At 74.3% G+C, this 16,396-nt stretch carries 18 protein-coding genes and 1 pseudogene; 14 read left to right on the top strand and 5 right to left on the bottom strand.

Annotated features, from left to right (window positions below; all coding sequences use genetic code 11):
* Position 1: 1 nt before the first annotated feature.
* Positions 2–421, bottom strand: a complete 420-nt coding sequence (locus AB0R04_RS22790) for a VOC family protein (protein ID WP_363373977.1) — start codon at positions 419–421, stop codon at positions 2–4.
* A gap of 630 nt (positions 422–1,051) precedes the next feature.
* Between AB0R04_RS22790 and AB0R04_RS22785 the strand changes: the two genes are divergently transcribed.
* The 3 genes from AB0R04_RS22785 to AB0R04_RS22775 all read left to right on the top strand — a co-directional run bounded on the left by AB0R04_RS22785 (position 1,052) and on the right by AB0R04_RS22775 (position 3,244).
* Entirely contained in the window at positions 1,052–1,756 is a 705-nt protein-coding gene (locus tag AB0R04_RS22785; protein WP_363373975.1) for an alpha/beta hydrolase, read from the top strand.
* A gap of 323 nt (positions 1,757–2,079) precedes the next feature.
* A complete protein-coding gene (locus tag AB0R04_RS22780) occupies positions 2,080–2,541 on the top strand; it encodes a nuclear transport factor 2 family protein (protein ID WP_363373974.1) in 462 nt (153 codons plus the stop codon).
* 274 nt (positions 2,542–2,815) lie between these two features.
* Positions 2,816–3,244, top strand: a complete 429-nt coding sequence (locus AB0R04_RS22775; protein WP_363373972.1) for a hypothetical protein — start codon at positions 2,816–2,818, stop codon at positions 3,242–3,244.
* A gap of 108 nt (positions 3,245–3,352) precedes the next feature.
* On the opposite strand, the gene AB0R04_RS22770 is transcribed toward AB0R04_RS22775, so the two are convergent.
* Positions 3,353–4,288 carry a LysR family transcriptional regulator gene (locus tag AB0R04_RS22770; RefSeq protein WP_363373969.1) on the bottom strand — a complete coding sequence of 312 codons (936 nt, stop codon included), beginning with the start codon at positions 4,286–4,288 and terminating at the stop codon, positions 3,353–3,355.
* Between the two features lie 184 nt (positions 4,289–4,472).
* Between AB0R04_RS22770 and AB0R04_RS22765 the strand changes: the two genes are divergently transcribed.
* Positions 4,473–5,072, top strand: coding sequence for a cysteine hydrolase (locus AB0R04_RS22765; protein ID WP_363373967.1), 600 nt, complete (start codon positions 4,473–4,475; stop codon positions 5,070–5,072).
* Positions 5,073–5,234: 162 nt separating this feature from the next.
* A complete protein-coding gene (locus AB0R04_RS22760) occupies positions 5,235–5,717 on the top strand; it encodes a hypothetical protein (RefSeq protein WP_363373964.1) in 483 nt (160 codons plus the stop codon).
* A 49-nt stretch (positions 5,718–5,766) separates the two neighbouring features.
* On the opposite strand, the gene AB0R04_RS22755 is transcribed toward AB0R04_RS22760, so the two are convergent.
* From AB0R04_RS22755 to AB0R04_RS22745, 3 genes are all read right to left on the bottom strand, one after another.
* Complete coding sequence (locus tag AB0R04_RS22755; protein ID WP_363373961.1) at positions 5,767–6,492, bottom strand: dienelactone hydrolase family protein; 726 nt, start codon at positions 6,490–6,492, stop codon at positions 5,767–5,769.
* 232 nt (positions 6,493–6,724) lie between these two features.
* Positions 6,725–7,255, bottom strand: a complete 531-nt coding sequence (locus AB0R04_RS22750; RefSeq protein ID WP_363373959.1) for a hypothetical protein — start codon at positions 7,253–7,255, stop codon at positions 6,725–6,727.
* Between the two features lie 183 nt (positions 7,256–7,438).
* On the bottom strand, positions 7,439–8,584 hold the full coding sequence (locus tag AB0R04_RS22745; protein ID WP_363373957.1) for an AI-2E family transporter: 1,146 nt from the start codon (positions 8,582–8,584) through the stop codon (positions 7,439–7,441).
* A 611-nt stretch (positions 8,585–9,195) separates the two neighbouring features.
* Here AB0R04_RS22745 and AB0R04_RS22740 point away from each other — a divergent pair.
* The 9 genes and pseudogenes from AB0R04_RS22740 (at position 9,196) to AB0R04_RS22700 (ending at position 16,252) form a co-directional block, all read left to right on the top strand.
* Entirely contained in the window at positions 9,196–9,618 is a 423-nt protein-coding gene (locus AB0R04_RS22740) for an STAS domain-containing protein (protein WP_363373954.1), read from the top strand.
* Positions 9,619–9,630: 12 nt separating this feature from the next.
* Positions 9,631–10,137, top strand: a complete 507-nt coding sequence (locus AB0R04_RS22735) for an ATP-binding protein (protein WP_363373951.1) — start codon at positions 9,631–9,633, stop codon at positions 10,135–10,137.
* Positions 10,138–10,486: 349 nt separating this feature from the next.
* Positions 10,487–11,461 (top strand): SigB/SigF/SigG family RNA polymerase sigma factor, encoded by a 975-nt coding sequence (locus tag AB0R04_RS22730; RefSeq protein ID WP_363373948.1) that lies wholly within the window; start codon positions 10,487–10,489, stop codon positions 11,459–11,461.
* A 121-nt stretch (positions 11,462–11,582) separates the two neighbouring features.
* Positions 11,583–11,723 (top strand): annotated as a pseudogene (locus AB0R04_RS22725) (mandelate racemase); the annotation flags it as partial.
* A gap of 37 nt (positions 11,724–11,760) precedes the next feature.
* On the top strand, positions 11,761–12,138 hold the full coding sequence (locus tag AB0R04_RS22720; protein ID WP_363373945.1) for an STAS domain-containing protein: 378 nt from the start codon (positions 11,761–11,763) through the stop codon (positions 12,136–12,138).
* Between the two features lie 169 nt (positions 12,139–12,307).
* A complete protein-coding gene (locus tag AB0R04_RS22715; protein ID WP_363373943.1) occupies positions 12,308–12,874 on the top strand; it encodes a response regulator in 567 nt (188 codons plus the stop codon).
* Positions 12,871–15,180, top strand: a complete 2,310-nt coding sequence (locus AB0R04_RS22710; protein ID WP_363373941.1) for a SpoIIE family protein phosphatase — start codon at positions 12,871–12,873, stop codon at positions 15,178–15,180. The genes AB0R04_RS22715 and AB0R04_RS22710 overlap by 4 nt, the downstream gene beginning before the upstream one ends.
* A gap of 136 nt (positions 15,181–15,316) precedes the next feature.
* Positions 15,317–15,682 carry a hypothetical protein gene (locus AB0R04_RS22705; protein ID WP_363373939.1) on the top strand — a complete coding sequence of 122 codons (366 nt, stop codon included), beginning with the start codon at positions 15,317–15,319 and terminating at the stop codon, positions 15,680–15,682.
* Positions 15,683–15,826: 144 nt separating this feature from the next.
* Positions 15,827–16,252 (top strand): ATP-binding protein, encoded by a 426-nt coding sequence (locus AB0R04_RS22700; RefSeq protein ID WP_363373936.1) that lies wholly within the window; start codon positions 15,827–15,829, stop codon positions 16,250–16,252.
* The last annotated feature ends 144 nt before the right edge of the window (positions 16,253–16,396 follow it).

The following is a 16,396-nucleotide window of genomic DNA, read 5'->3' as shown; positions in this document are numbered from 1 at the left end:
GCTACTGCGGGGCAGCCGGCCGTTGCGCGGGGGAGTCGCAGGAAGACATCGCCGCGCGGTCGGACGCACTGCGGAGAACGCAGAATTCATTGCCCTCAGGGTCCGCGAGGACGGCCCAGCCGGCACCACCGGGTTCCCGGCGATCGTCGACGAGGGCGGCCCCGAGGTTCAGCAGCCGCTCGACCTCCTCCTCGCGCGTGGTCTCCGGACGCAGGCACAGGTGGACCCTGTTCTTGATCGTCTTCGGTTCCGGCACCTGGTGGAAGTACAACAGTTGGCCCTCCGGCAGCATCACCGCAGTCTCCGGATCACCCGGGCCGTCCCCCGGGTGCAGCGGATGACCGAGCACCTCACTCCAGAACCGAGCCAGCCCGTAGGCATCCGCACAGTCGATCGCCACGTTTTGCAACACCGAGACCATGCACGCGAGCCTGCCCGAAGCGCCGCTCGGTCCGCTACCGAATTGCGGCCGGACAGTACCGACTGGGCAGCACCGGCGCTTTCGCCACGAGCCCCGGCTCGGCTCACCCGGGACTTCGCCGCGCTACTGCGCGCGGAGAGTTTCGCCGAGACCGTGGAACTGTTCGCGCCGCCCCTGCGCGCTGCCGTATCCGCCGAAGCGCTGCGGCTCGCCTGGGCGGCCGAGGCCGCGGGACGGGGAGGGGTCAGGGCGATCGGGGAGCCGGTGAGCGAGCCCGGAGAGCCCGACCCGGTGCGCGTCCGAATTCCGGTGACCTGCGCGGACGGCAGCTTCACCGTGGTCACGTCGGTCGGCGCCGACGGCCTGCTGCACGGTCTGCGGCCTCGCCCAGGACGACGGCGCCGAGTGGCAGCCGCCGCACTACGCGGACCAGGCCCGGTTCACCGAACGGGAAGTCCGGCTCGGCACCGGTCCGCTCGCCGTACCCGGCACGCTGAGCCTGCCCGTCGGCCCCGGCCCGTGGCCCGCCGTGCTGCTCAGCGGCGGCGGCGCGTTCGACCGGGACGAGAGCAGCGGCCCCAACAAGCCGCTCAAGGACCTCGCCTGGGGCTCGCGAGCCGACAGGTGGCCGTGCTGCGCTTCGACAAGGCCACCTTCGCGCACCCGGACCACGTGCCCTCGGACTTCACCATAGCCGACGAGTACCTGCCGCCCGAGCTCGCCGCCGTCCAACTGCTCCGGCGACAGCCCGGGGTGGCCGCGGACCGGATCCACCTGGTCGGCCACAGCATGGGTGGCAAGGTGGCGCCCCGAATCGCCGCCGCCGACCCGTCGATCGCGGGACTGGTGCTGCTCGCCGCAGACGCCCAGCCGATGCACGAGGCGGCCGTCCGGGTGGCCCGCCACCTCGCGGCGCTCGCCCCCGGCCCGGGCATCGACGACGCGGTGGCGGCGCTGGCCCGACAGGCCGCGCTGGTGGCCGGCCCCGAACTCACGCCCGACACCCCGTCGGAGCTGCTGCCGTTCGGACTCTCCGCCGCCTACTGGCTCGACCTGCGCGCGTACGACCCGGTGGCCACGGCGGCCGCACTCGCCCGCCCGATGCTGATCCTCCAGGGCGGCCGGGACTACCAGGTCACCGTCGCCGACGACCTGACGCGCTGGCAGGACGCCCTGGCAGACCGGCCCGAGGTGGCGATCAGGATCCACCAGGACGCCAACCACCTCTTCCTCCCCGGCACCGGCCGTGCCACCCCGGCCGAGTACGCGCGACCGGGGCACGTGGAGCCGGCGGTGGTGGACGAGATCGCGACCTGGCTGGCGCGGTGTCGGTAGGGGCGGGCCGGCGCGGCCGTGGCTTTCGCATCGACGTTCATCAAACCACTGGTGACTGTCGTAGGGCTGCTCGCTGTGGACGGTGCGTACCATGCACCGCGCACTCCAGCACGACGACGGCACTCTCGACCGGGGCGGTCGTCCCAGCCGTCGCGTTCCTCCGATCTCGGCGTCGATCTTCACGTAGAGTGCGGTCAAGCGGGTCTCCAAGTCGGCTGTCACAACCGGGTCTTGGGGGCCTTCGTCGCATCCGTGCGCCCGAACTCCCGGCCCATCGATCGACAGAGCTCAGTCCCGCGTTGACCGAACGGAGCCCAAGCGCCATGCCGGACACCACCCCCGCCAGCCCTGGCCCTCGTGAGGTTCTGGCCCGCTACCAGCGGGCGATGCTCGACAAGTCAGCGGACGACCTGGCCGATCTTTACACCGTCGACGCCGTCCACGAGTTTCCGTTCCTCTTCCCCGGCATGCCGGCGCGCTACGAGGGGCGCGAAGAGGTCCGCGCGGGCTACCGGGCGGCCTGGGGCGCAAGCCCGGCGCAACCGCAGGAGATCCGCGAAGTCGCCGTGCACGAGAGCACCGACCCCGAGGTGATCACCGTCGAGCAGGTCGTCACCGGGACCGTGACCACAACCGGCCAGACCTTCAGCATTCCCGGCCTCCTGGTGATCCGGGTCCGCAACGGCCGGATCTTGCACGTCCGCGACTACATGGACGGGCTCGGTGTGGCGCACGCCATGGACCGACTGGCCGCCGTGGTCGCCAGCCTCGGCGACTCTCACTGAGAGCCTGACTTCGGACTTGTTCACCCAGGGGCGGCTGCCCGGCTGCCCGCGCGGGCCGTCGAGGGGGGCCGTCGCGTTCGCAGAAGAGGATGCGCCAATTCCGCTCGTGTGCGCGGGTGTTGGGAACTCCGAGGCATTGCCGACTGTTACAAGGCGGTGACGATCCGCTCACAACCGAAGTGTGGAGCGCGGCGTCCCTACAGATGACAGAGCCCGAATCGCGCCGACCGTGCTCTTCGGGCCGAGCAATCACCTCCCCTTGAAAGGGGCACCCGTGATCGTCTCCAAGCGGAACTCCCTGCGCCTGGCCGCCGTGACCACCGTCGCCGTGCTCTCCCTCGGGCTGGCGGGCACCGCCGCCATGGCGGCCGCCCCGGCCGCCTACCCCACGTCCACCACGCAGCAGGCGACGGCGCAGCAGGCGGCCGCGCAGGCCGGCATCACCGCCAAGCCGTCCGTCACGTCCGTCCAGGCCTGGCAGCTGTTCCGGGTCAACGGCACCACCAGCGGCCTCAAGGCGGGCACCAAGGTGACCCTGCAGCAGAAGCAGCACGGCAAGTGGGTCACCCTGCCGGCCTCCGTCCCCACCAACCACAACGGTTCCTACTCGCTCGGCGTGAAGCTCGGCATCAAGGGCCTGAACGAGCTGCGCATCGTCAGCGGAGACGTCGCCTCCCCCGTGTTCACCGTCACCGTGCGCTGACCCACGGCCCTCGGCCCACAGCCCCCCGCCGTCGGGCGGTGCGGTGCCCGCTCCCGAGCGGCCACCGCACCGCCCGACGCCGTACGCGGGAACCAACTGCGGTGGCGTTCAGCGCGGAAGGACCCAGTCCGGTGTCCAGGTGCCTGGGGCGTCGTGGCCGGTCGTGGTGGCGGCGAGGTGGGTGCGGAGGGTGGCGAGGGCTGGGTGGGGGTTGTCGCGGTGCCAGAGGAGTGAGTGGGGGTAGACGGGTGTCGGGTCGGTCACCGGGATGCGGCGCAGGCCGTGGTCGGCGGGCCAGGCGAGGCGGGTGTGCTCGCCCATGAAGGTGGCCAGGGCCGGGGTGTCGGCGATGGTGTCGAGGAGCGCGTCGGAGCCGAAGTTGGGGCCGGTCGCCTCGATGGTGAGGCCGAACTCGGCGACGAGGTCGTCGTAGTAGGCGCCCCACTCGGTACCGGGGACGATGCCGGGCATCCAGATCCGGTGCCCGGCGAGCTGGGCGACGGTCACCGAGCGGGCACCTGCCAGGGCGTGGGCGGGACCGGTGAGGAGCTGGAGCGGTTCGTCGATCACCCGGACGGACTCGATGTCCTCGGGAAGGGGCCGGCCGGGCGCGACGACGGCGCGGAAGGACGCGTCGATCGCACCGGAGCGGATGGCGGTGACGGCCGTCTCGATCTCGAACAGCATCATCACGTCGAGGTCGATCTCGGGATGCGCGCGGTGGAAGCCGCGCATCAGGCCCGACGCCGCCCCGCGCGAGTTGATCACGTCGACGCGCAGCGGACGGCGGCCCGGGCGCACGGACTCGACCGCGCGCTCGGCGGCGCGCAGCAGCTCACGCGCGTGGGGCAGGAACGCCTGCCCGTCGATGGTGAGCTCGGCCCCGCGCGCGGTGCGGGTGAACAACCGCACGCCGAGGTTGCGCTCCAGCGCGGCGATGCGCTTGGAGACGGCCTGCTGGGTGACGGCCAGCTCGGCGGCGGCCTCCTGGAACTGCCCCGCGTCGGCGGCGGCGACGAAGGTCCGAACGGTGTCGAGGTCCATGGCGGCACTCTATAGGCACAACTGATGGTTGTGGGTTGATGGTCCTGTGGTTGTTTGATCCCCGGGGATGAGGCGCGCTTTGATGCTTCCGATCGCTGATCGGTTGTGCAGTGGGAGCGGCTGTCGGTCTGCCGAATCGTGTCCCCGCACCGACCGGGTGCCGCCAAGCAAGGAGAACACTCGCGTGAGTACCGCCCCCGCACTTGACCCCGAGCACACCGCTCTGCTCGTCCTGGACTGCCAGCCCGCGATCCTGGCCCTGCTGCCCGAAGGCGGGGACCGCGAAGCCCTGCTCGACCGCGTGGAAGCGGCCATCGCCGACGTCCGCACCAGCAGCGGCACCATCGCCTACGTACGCGTCGGCTTCACCGAGGCCGACTGGGACGCGACCCCGGCCACCAACAAGTCCTTCGCCCCGCTGGCCCGACACCGCGTCATGCACCACGAGGACCCTGCCACGGCCGTCCACGAGCGCCTGGCCCCCCGGGACGGCGACCTCGTCGTGCGCAAGACCCGCTTCGGCGGCATGTCCACCACCGACCTCGACCAGCAGCTGCGCGAGCGCGGCATCACCACCCTGGTCGTCTCCGGCATCAGTACCAGCGGCGTCGTCCTGTCCACCGTCCTCGACGCGGCCGACCGCGACTACCGGCTCTACGTCCTGTCCGACGGCGTCGCCGACCCGGACACCGAAGTCCACGACGCCCTGCTGCAGAAGGTCCTCCCCTCGCGGGCCCACATCATCGACACCGCCGAGCTGTGCACCCTGCTCCGGACCGGCTGACTCGAACCGTCGAACCGCCGACGCCCGGCAACAGCGGTGCCCCGCCGAGGTGCCCGCCGTGGGCGGGACAGGTCGGCCAGGGGACGTCGGTCGGCCCCGGCTGTCAGTACGCCGGGGCCGATCAGTACAGTCGGCGTCCTTCGTGAGACCTGGGAGGGGTGCATGGACATCGGCACGATACGTGCGGCGATCGGGCCGGAGAGCCCGGACGAGGTGACCGGATCGGGCATCTATGTCTGGGTGGACGCGGGGGCAGTCGGTCATCCGGTGCTGTACATCGGCAGGTCGGGCAACGTGACCAGGCGAACGAAAAACGAGAGGACGTGGACCGAGCAGTTCCGGGACGCGCGTCGCCGTGGAAACACCCTGTGGTACTCGGCCGGCTGTGGGCTTTCCCCGGTCCTGGCGGCCGCCGCGGATCCGCAGGTGTTCATGTGGGCCCTCGGGAAGGAGGACGCGGGCGCTACCGAGACGGCGCTGATCCGCTTGGCCGCGATGACCGGCGGCACGCCGCCCGCCCAGGGAGCCGGCTGGGGCTGGGGCCGTGGAGACCAGGCGGGGAGTCCGGACCCGGTTCACCAGCTGTTGAGCCGCTGGTTCGAGGGCGATCACATGGTGCGTCAGATCGCAGAAGCCGACGTCTGACTTGCCCGGCTCGCCTGACTCGCCGGGCAGGTCGGGTCCGCCGGCCGGGTCACTCCGTTACGGGCAGGCACTCGGCGAGCAGGGCGACGATGTCGCGCCAGGCGCGCTGAGCGTGCCGGGGGTGGTGGCCGACGCCGGGGAGCACGGCGTGGCCGACCGTCGGGTGGTGGAAGGCGTGCAGCGCGCCGCCGTAGACCATGAGGCGCCAGTCGACGCCCGCGGCCTGCATCTCGGCGGCGAACGCGTCCCGTTGCGCGGGCGGCATGATCGGGTCCTCCGATCCGACCCCGGCCCAGACGGGGCAGCGGATGCGCGCCGCCTCGCCCGGTCGGCCCGTGGTCAGGGCGTTGACCGTCCCGATCGCGCGCAGGTCGACGCCGTCGCGCCCGAGTTCCAGGGCGATCGCGCCGCCGGTGCCGTAGCCGATGGCGGCGATCCGGTCGGGGTCCGTCCGCGGTTCGGCGCGCAGCACGTCGAGCGCCGCGTGGCCGATGCCGCGCATCCGGTCGGGGTCGGCGAGCAGGGGAGTGACGTGCGCCAGCATCTCCTGCGGGTCGGTGAACCAGCGCCCGCCGTTGATGTCGAAGGCCATTGCCACGTAGCCGAGTTCGGCGAGGGCGTCGGCCCGGCGGCGCTGGAAGTCGTTCAGCCCCGGCCCCTCGGGCCCGACCAGGACCGCGGGTCGGCGGCCGGTACCGGCCGGGAGCGCGAGGTGCCCGATCATCGTGAGGCCGTCGGCCGGGTACTCGACCGTGCGCGTGGTAACCGTCGTCATGGGACCGGACTGTAGTGAGCGTCGAACCCGGCCGGGCCGGTTTTTCGCCGGCGGCAGAACGGCGTGGGTGTACTTCGGACGATGCGGCGACGGCAGTGGTGGGACCGGCTCGGGGGCCAGTCCCACCACGGACGGCAGTCGGCGGGAGGAGGATCGGCGGCTTCGTTCTCACACGATGTCGTCGGCCGCCCGCGTTCCCACCGTCCGCTCCGTCATCCGCTCCGGGCTCGTGTCAGTAACCGGCCGGGGCGTCCTCGATGTCCGAGATGAGCTTGGTGCTCAGGTCGCTCTGCACGGCCAGCTTGGTGTGCGTGGCGTTGGGGCCGGTGCCCCAGGTGAGCGTGACGGTGGTGAACAGGTGGCCGGCCCCGGAGTCGTGGTACCGCACCTCCCAGTGGGTGGGCACGTCCTGGGCGCGGAGGACGCCGTCGGCGTGGTTGGCCTGCTCCCAGGCGGCCAGCCGCTGCTGGAAGTCCGCCGTGAGGTAGTGGGCGCGCAGGCCGTCCGACAGGTTGTCGGTGCCGTCGGAGACGGCGTCGATGTAGGCGCCGTAGAAGTCGGCGACCCGGTCGACCGCGGAGTCCGGGCTCCCGTCGCGGACCGGATCCCCCGGCGCCACCCGCTGCCCGCCCGCCTGCTCGGTACTGGTGGTGGAGGCGGGGTGCTGCGGGCCGGCCGCCGTGGCCTGCGGCGCGGCCGCCACCAGGATCAGGCCGACCGTGGCGGTCGCCGCGAGCAGTCCGCGTCGAACACTCAGCTTCATCGTCAGTCTCCCTCGTCATGCCAATGGGTTGGGCCCTGGGCGGGTCACCTGGCAATGCGCGGACCGTCCGGGCCGGATCACGTCAATCACCTGCCCAACGACGCCCGGGCCGGAAGGGAACGGGTCGCGTGCAATTTCGGCGCGGATCCGACCCTTCGGGCCGTCGTGGTGTGATCAGTCCGGTCACCGGGGGCCCCGGCCGGGGGCGGGGCGGTGCGGGGGGCGGCGTTCGGCGGGCTGGTGGGGTGGCTGACCGTGGGGTGCCGCTGGGGGGCGGGTTCGTGGGCCCGGGCGGCGGGGTGGTGGGCCGTGGTCGCGGAGTTCGCAGATCACCGCCCAGGCGACCGACACCACCGGCACCGCCACCACCGCGCCGAGGACACCGGCCAGCACGGCGCCGCCGATCACCGACAGCGCGATCGCCACCGGGTGGATCCGGACGGACCAGCCCATGACCAGCGGGTGCAGCAGATGGCCCTCGACCTGGCCGATGACCACGATCAGCCCGAGCACCAGCAGCGCGACCACTGGGCCGCGGGCCGCCAGGGCGACCAGCGCGGCGACGGCCAGCGCGATGGGGGAGCCGATCAGCGGGACGAGCGCCGCGACGAACTCCAGCACGATCAGTGGCAGCACGAGCGGCACCCGCAGGACGGCCAGCGCGACGCCGACCAGCACCGCGTTGGTCGCCGCCACGATCAGCACACCCCGGGTGTAGCCGGCGAAGGTGCGCCACGCGGCGTGCCCCGCGCGGCTCCAGGCAGGTCGTGACCGGGCCGGGAGCTGGTGCTGCGCCCAGCACCACATCCGGTCGCCGGAGTGGAGGAAGAACACCGAGCAGAACACCGCGAGCGCCAGCCCGGTGAGCATTTCGACGACCCGGCTCGCCCCGCTGAGCGCGGTGCTGAGCAGCGCCGAGCGGTGGGCGGTGAGGAACTCGCCGAGCTTCGCCCGCAGGTCGGTGACGGTGCCGGCCCGCAGGTGGAAGGGGGCGCCGGTGAGCAGGTGGTCGATCCGCCCGAGGCCGCCGCGCAGTTCGGTGCCCAGCCGGCCCCACTCGCCGGCGACGGTCGTCCCCACCAGTGCGAGAACGCCGGCCACGACCACGATGGCGCACACGAGGGCCAGCAGGACGGCGACCGAGCGGGGCAGCGCCCGTGCCAGCAGGTCGACGAACGGCCGCAGGACCGAGGTGATGACCAGCGCCAGGAACACGGCGATGACCGGCATCTGGAGCCGGCCGAGCACGGCGACGGCCAGGTAGGCGGCCACCCCGAGCAGGAGCAGTCGCCAGGTGTACCCGGCGGCGGTCCGCAGCCCGGCCGGCACGCGGCCTTCGGACCCGTCGGACACAACGGGGCGCGCCCGGGGCGGGACCACCCGGGTCGGGTGGCGCCGCCGGGCCGGTCTCGCGCCGTTCACTCGCACGGGCGGCCTCCCTGGCGTCTGCCGGGCTTCGTCCGGCGTCGCGCGGCTACCCGGGCCGAGGGGGCGGAAACGGTCGAGGGTCTGGAAACGGTCGATGCCCGGAAACGGTCGACGGGTCGGAACGCTCGCGTTCACAGCTGCGCCGTGAGCGCGACCAGCAGCGCCGCGAAGTCCACGGCCAGCTACGCACGGATGCCCCGTCCGGTGTCCGGGGGCCACTCCCCGGACGACTCCCGGCGGCCGGTCCGCGGCGGGGCGGGGTCGTCGCGGTCGGTGTCCTCCGACGTGGTCATGGCGATCGCCTCCTGCTCCCTCACACGTGTAGCCACCGTGGCTGCGGGCACACGCGGGGCATGGATGAGGAGCGGGTGGTGGGCCCGGCGCTGCCCGGGGTGGTGGCCGTGCCCGGGGCGGTGGTCCGTCCGGTCCGGGTCGGACGCGCGACCCGAACTGCCGCGCGGGATGGCGGTCGGGACGACAGGACGCCGCCGCGACCGGACCGGGAGCCCGCCATGCCACGGCCGGCCGAGCAGCCCAGCCGGGGTGAGGGGGAGCAGCAAGTCGGCGGCCTGCGCGTCGCGGTGCGGCGGGAGGGCCGCGTGCGGGTGGTCTCCGTCGAAGGCGAACTGGACCACGGCAGCGCGAACGGGCTGTGGGCGGCGCTCTCCCGTCCGGTGGCCGGGGGCGAGGAACGGATCGTCGTCGATCTCACCGGCCTGCGGTTCTGCGACTCCACCGGGCTGAACCTGCTGCTGCGCGCACGCCTGGACGCCGAGGCGGCCGGTCTGCGGCTGGAACTCGCCGGTCCGAGGCCCGTGGTGGCGAGGCTGTTCGCGATCACGGAGGCCGACACGGTGCTGCGCATCCACCCGGACCTCGACGCCGCTCTGAAGACCGCGGACCCGCCGCAGCGCGGCTGCGACGACGTGGAGTGAGGAGAGCCCGGCATGAAGAGCCCCGGGGAAGGAGCGTTGCCGAAGGACTCCGACCGGAGGGCGACGGCTTCCGGCCAGGGGCCGAGCGGCTCCGACCGGACCAGGCGGCTCGTGCTGGCCGGTAGTGAGGGCGCGGTCCAGCGGTCCCGGGACTTCAGCCGGGCGGCGCTGCTCGCCTGGCACTGGCTGCCCGCGCCGGATGCCGGGCGGCTGGCGGCGGCGGAGGACGTCCTGCTGATGGTGTCGGAGCTGGTCACCAATGCGTGCCTGTACGCGCCCGGCGGTCCCCGGGAACTGCGGCTGGGCTGGGACGGCGAGCGGCTGCGGGTGGAGGTCTCGGACGCCAGCCCGGCCGCGCCGCGGCTGCGCCCGTTCGCGGACCCGGGCCGTCCCGGCGGCCACGGCCTGCGGGTGGTGGACCGGCTGGCGCGCGACTGGGGCTGCCTGCCCGAGGGCGAGGGGAAGCTGGTCTGGCTGGAGGTCGCGCCCCCGGTGGATCCCGGCGTCCTCCAGGGCTGAGCGGGGTCTCAGGTCTGACCGGGGTGCGGCTGGGGCGGCGGTGCCGAGGCGGTCGTCATCACCGGCGTGGTCCTCGTCAGCGGCGTGATCGTCATACGCGTGTATCTGTAGATAAGGCAATAAACCGCCCAAAACATGAATTGGAAGTCGTGTGTCGGGTAGAGAACGCATGACGCGGCCATGGATCGCAGCCAGTCGCGTCCGCACCCTCGCCGGGTGCCACCGGGGCCGTCGCCCGACGGAAGCCGGGCCCAGGTCCTCCGGAAAGCAGCCCGTCGCGTTCGGCGCGAGCCGCTCGCGGTGCCGGGCGTTCGCCCCGATGCCCCAGGAGAGAGCCACCGTGTCCACCATGCTGGAAACCGGTCGCCCCACCGACCGGACGGCCGTCCCGCCGTCCGGCCTTCCGCCCGACGTGCCACCCCGCCCGACGGACGCGCAACTGCGCGCGATGGGCAAGTACGAGGCACGCGAACTCAGCGACGCGCTGTTCGAGCGCCTGGCCGCACTCGCCCGCGAAACGCACGCGTACAGCTACGTGCGCGGCACGATCATCGAACTCAACATGCCGCTGGTGCGCTTCATCGCCGCCCGCTTCCGCCACCGCGCCGAGGACATGGACGACATCCTCCAGGTCGGCACGATCGGCCTGATCAAGGCCGTCGACGGCTACGACCCGTACCGCGGCGTCGAGTTCGTCACCTACGCCATCCCCACCATCGCCGGCGAGATCAAGCGCTTCTTCCGCGACACCTCCTGGCCGGTCCGGGTCCCGCGCGGCATGCAGGAGCTGTACCTGACCGTGGCCCGCGGATCCGACCGGCTGGAGCAGGAACTCGGCCGCCTCCCGCACCCCGACGAGATCGCCGAGGACCTCCACATCACCGTCGAGGAGGCCACCGAGGGCCTGGTCGCCGGCCGCGTCTACCGGCCCGACTCGCTGGACGCGCCGCGCGAGCAGGACCTCGACGAGAGCGGCAGCGCCATGCTCGACCGCCTGGGGGCCTGCGACCCCGGCATCGAACTCGCGGACTTCCGCACCGCCGTGCGCCCCCTGCTCGCCCGCCTGTCGTGCCGCGATCAGACGGTGCTCAAGCTGCGCTTCTGGGACGGCTGGACCCAGTCCCAGATCGCCGAGCGCATCGGCGTCTCCCAGATGCACGTCTCCCGCCTGCTCACCGCCACCCTCACCAGCCTGCGCGAGCAGTTGGAGGACCGCGACGCCCCCGGCTGGGCGGACGAACCCGCAGGTCCGGCCGAACCCGAGGGAGCGGACGACTGTGGAGCGGACGACGAGGGAGCCGCTGAACCCGAGGCGCCGCGCTGATTTCCCTCCCTCCCGGGCGTTTCCGGCCCCCCGCAGCGGATAGCCGCGCTGTGGGGGGCCGCTCTGGGCGAAGCGTGATGAAGCGTGATGAAGGAGGAACACCGTGTCCCCGAAGGTTTCCGACCACGTCCGGGTCGAGCGGTTGCCCTTCGACGGCACCCCCGACCCGGCGGGCGGCACCGTCACCCCCGGCGCGGACGGCGCCCCCGGCCACGGGCTGCGCCCCGCACCCGCCCGAGCGGATGCGTACCGTACGGCGTGAACCGCCCGACCGGCCGGTAACGGAAGGAGCCGACACCATGACCCGCCGACCACCGACTGGCCGTGCCCCGGCGCCGGGTGCCCCGGGGCCGGGCGGGTTCACCGCACGGGCCCGGCCATGGGCCGACGGCACCGTCCTCGCGCTGGACGGCGAACTCGACCTCGACTCGGTCGGCGCCCTGCACACGGCCCTCGACGCGGCCCTGGCCGCGCCCCTCACCGTCATCGTGCTCGACTGCGCAGGCCTGGAGTTCTGCGACTCCACGGGGCTCAACGCGATGCTCCGGGCCCACGCCCGCGCGGCCGCCGAAGGCAGCCGGATCGAACTGGCCCGCCCCCGCCCGCTGGTCCTGCGGATGCTCGAACTGACCGGGGCCGTCGAGGTCTTCGTGCTGCGGGACGCGCCACCGGAGTGAACGCGCGGCCCGCCGCCCCGGGCCCCGGCCCGCCGGCCCGACACCTGTCCTGCCTGTCGCCCTTCGCCCTCCGGTGGCACAGTGGGAGCAGGGCGGCGGCCCGCCGCCCCGGGGTCGGGGCGCCCGGTCGGGCACCCCGGGCGTGCGGCGGACCCGGGCGGTGGAACGGATGGACGAGCGGCCGGCACCCGGCGCCGATCCGGCCGAGCAGGCCCTGCGGCACCTGCTCGCCGGGCCGACCGCCGTGCGCGACGGGGACTTCGCCACCCGGCCCGCGCCCACCCGGCCCGGCGTGCTCGGGGAGATCGCGACGGTCTTCAACACCATGGCCGACCAGCTGTCCGCGTTCGCCGGCGAGGTGACCAGGGTCGCCCGCGAGGTCGGCAGCGAGGGCCAGCCCGGCGGCCAGGCCCGGGCCGAGGGCGGCTCCGGCACCTGGAAGCGCCTGCTGCACGCCCCCGACGGCCGCGCTGGGCTCGACCTGCTACGCACCCACCCCGAGACCGACCTCGTGCTGATGGACGTGATGATGCCCGGCCTCGACGGCTACACCGCGATCGCCGCCATCCGCGCCGACGAGCGCTGCGCCCGCCTGCCGGTCAGCGCCGTCACCGCCAAGGCCATGCCGGGGGACCAGGACAAGAGCCTCGCCGCCGACGCCGACGACCACGTCACCGAACCCGTCGACACCCGACACCTGCTCGGCCGGATGCAGCACTGGCTGGACACGCCATGACCGCCGGGCACGAGCCCTCGGACACCACGGCCCGGGCCCTCGCCGAAACCGTGCGCCGGCTCCAGAGCACCGCCGCCCGGGTGCAAGCCGACGCCCGCGCCCTCGCCGTCGTCGACCTGGCCACCGGGATCCTGGCCGAGCGCCTCGGCCTGCTCCCCGCCGAAGCCGCCGTCCGACTCGCCAGGCTCGCCCGGGAGGCCGCCGTGCCCGTGGCGGCCCTGGCCGCCGACATCGCCGGGGTGTCGGGCCAGGAACCCGGCCAGCTACCCGGTTCCTCGCTGTCCGACCCCGTGACGCCTGACCCCGTGACGCCCGCGCTGGCCGCCGTCGCCGATCTGCAAGGCGCCGCCGAAGCCGTCCTGGAGCAGACGGCGGACGCGCTCGGCGCGCACGCCGTCGCGCTGTGGCTGCGGCTGCCGGGCGGCGCGCTCGCCCTCGCCGCGCACGCCGGGCTGCCCGCCGCCGAGGCCGACGCCTGGAGCCGGGTGCCACCGGGCGTCCCCACCCCGGCCCAGCGTGCCGTGGTCGGCGGCGCGGAGCTGTGGCCCGGCGATCCGGAGGCCGCAGGCCCGTCGGTGGGGGCCGGCTCGGCCCGGGCCGTCCTCCCGCTGATCGACGCAGGCCGCCGCCGGGGCGCGCTGGAGGTCCTGTGGCCCGCACCCGGCCCCGCACCCGGCCCCGCCCCCGCACCCGCCCCCGTGCTCGGCGGGCCCCAACGCCGCCGGCTCCACGCCCTCGCCGACCTCTGCGCGACCCTCCTGGCCGACGCCGCCCCCACCCCCGTCCCCGTCCCGCCCGGCGACGACACCGCCCTCCTGGAAGGCCTGCCCACCCCGGCCCTGCTGCTGGAGCCGGTCGTCCGCCGAGGAGAGGTCGCCGACTTCACGCTCCTGCGGACCAACGCGCACTTCCGCGATCCGCTGGGCCGCCCCCGGGACACGCTGGAGGGCGCCTCGCTCCTGGAGGTCTACCCGGCCGCGTGCGCCGGCGGCCTCTTCGAACGGCTGATCCGGGTGCACGAGACCGGGGCGCCGTTGCCCGGCGAGCGGGTCCGGCTGGTCTTCCAGCAGGGCGAACTCGCGCTTCCCGCCACCGTCCTGCTCGCGGCGGCCCCCGTCGGCGGTCGCGTGCTGGTCGGCTGGCAGACGGAGAGCGCGCGGGCCGGTGAGGCCGAGCAGAGCGTCCTGCTGCGCCAGGCCCAGCGGCTGGCCCGGGTGGCCGGGTTCGAGGAGTGCCCGGCCGACGGCCGGATCCGATGGAGCGACGGCCTGTACGAGATCTACGGGCTGGCGCCCGACACCGACCCGGTCCCGCTGGCCCAACTCGCCCGGCACGCCCACCCCGACGACGAGCCCGCGATCCGGCGCCTGTTGGACACCGTCCAGCGCCGGCACCGGACGGCCTCCGCCGTCGTCCGCCTGGCCCACCAGGACGGCACCCACCGGTACACCCGGGTGATCGCCGAGCCCGTCCTCGACGACCACGGCCGGCTGACCGGTGTGCGCGGCGCCTTCCACGACGTGTCCGCCCAGCACCGTACGGAGGTCGCACTCGGTGCCACCCGGGCACGCCTGGCTGACAGCGAGCAGGAGACCGCCGACAGCGAGCGACTGGCGCTGCGGCTCCAGCAGGCCCTCCTGCCAGCCGCTCCGCCCCCGCTCGGCCCGGCCGGCCTGCGCGCCGCCGTCCGCTACCGCCCCGCCGCCCAGTACGACCGGGTCGGCGGCGACTGGTACGACGTGCTGCTGCTGCCCGACAAGCGGGTGCTGCTCACCGTCGGGGACGTCGCCGGGCACGGCGTCGGCGCGGCCACCGGCATGGTCGCCCTGCGGCACGTGCTGCGCGGCCTCGCCGTCACCGGGGCCGGCCCGGCCCGGATGCTGGAGTGGGCCAACACCGTCGCCCTGCGCGAACCCGGCCAGATCACCGCGACGGCCGTCTGCGTGCTCATCGACCCGGCCGTCGGCGAACTGCGCTGGGCGCGGGCCGGGCACCTGCCCCCGATCCTGGTCGGAGCGGACGGCGCCCAGGTGCTGCCGCTGCCGCACGGCGTGCTCCTCGGCGCCCTGGACGACGCCCGGTACGAGGAGCACACCGCCCACCTGCCGCCGGGCGACGTCCTGGTCCTCTACACCGACGGCCTGGTCGAACGCCGGGACCGCCCGGTCGAGGAGTCCGTCGACCAGCTGATCCGCGCCGCCGGAGCCCCCGGCCCCGACCTGGAGCGCTACCTCGACCGGCTGCTGGAGCTCAGCCCCGCCGACACCGACGACGACACCTGCCTGATCGCCGTCCAGAGCCGGTAGCCCCCTGCCGCGTGAACCCCGGCCCCCTCGCCCCGAGCGGGAGCGGGCTTGCGAAGCGCGGCGTTAGGCGCGGGCCCGCCCGGGTAGGCGCGGCCCTGCGGGGGCGACCGGAACCGGACGACGGAGAGGACTCCCCATGTTGCTGCTAGGACTCCTGCTGATGGCGGCGGCCGGTGCCTTCGCCGGACTGCTGATCGCGGACAACCTCTCCGGCGGGCCCGACTACCAGGCGACGGTGCTCGGCATCCGCCTGCCGGCGCTCGACAGCCTGGGCATCTTCCTCGCCGGGCTGGCCCTCGCCCTGCTCTTCTGCCTGGGCCTGGCCCTGATGGTGCTGACGGCCCGGCGGTCCCGGCGAACCCGACGCCCCGTCCGGCCGGCCGCGCACCGGGAGGCCCACCAGCGGTCCCAGCCGGTGGTGCGGCCGGACCCGCCCGAGCGGTCCCTCCCGCCCGACGGGGGCGAGCAGCCCGCGCCGCCGGAGGACCGCCCCGCCCAGTAGGGCGGCCGGGACGTCGGCCTACCGGTCGAGCCCCCACGCGGCGGCCGGATCCGCCACCTGTTCGGCCACTGAGACGCGACGCCCCCGGAGCCGATCCCACGACGACCACGGGCCCCTCACCGGGCCGGGGAAGGACGCGACCGCATGACCGGACCACGGCCTTCCCCCGGACGCCCGTTCCCCACGAGGCCGTGGGCGCAGCGGCTGCCGCTCCGGGCCCACCCCGGGGCGGCCGCCGACGCCCGGGCCTTCACCGCCGAGTTCCTGGCCGACGTCGCCGACCCGCTGCTGGTCGCGGACGCCGTCCTGCTGGTCTCCGAACTCGTCGGCAACGCCCTGCGCCACGCCGGCGAGCCCGGGACGCTGCTCCTGATCCGCGCCACCGGCCGGCTGCGGATCGAGGTCAGCGACACCAGTCCGCGCCCGCCGCTGCCCCGGCCCCCGCACCGCCCGGACGAACCGGGAGGCCTCGGCCTGTTCCTGCTGAGCCGGCTCACCCTGCGCTGGGGCTGGCACCCCTCGGGGACGGGCAAGACGGTGTGGTGTGACCTGCGGCTGCCCGTGAGTTGACGGCCTGCCGGCGGCTTGCCCGGCGGGTGTTCTGCGTCCTGGAGGAGCGGTGTCCGTGCGCGGCCACCCGGCGGCGCCGGGCGCCGGTCGCGACGGCGGAGCGCCGGACGCGCCCCGCGCGGTGGCATCCTGACGGGGCAGGTC

Origin of the sequence: Kitasatospora sp. NPDC056731 (genome assembly GCF_040687675.1) — a bacterium.
Lineage (GTDB): Bacteria > Actinomycetota > Actinomycetes > Streptomycetales > Streptomycetaceae > Kitasatospora.
Note: the sequence above shows the minus strand (reverse complement) of the source record. Positions and strands in the feature narration are given on the sequence as shown.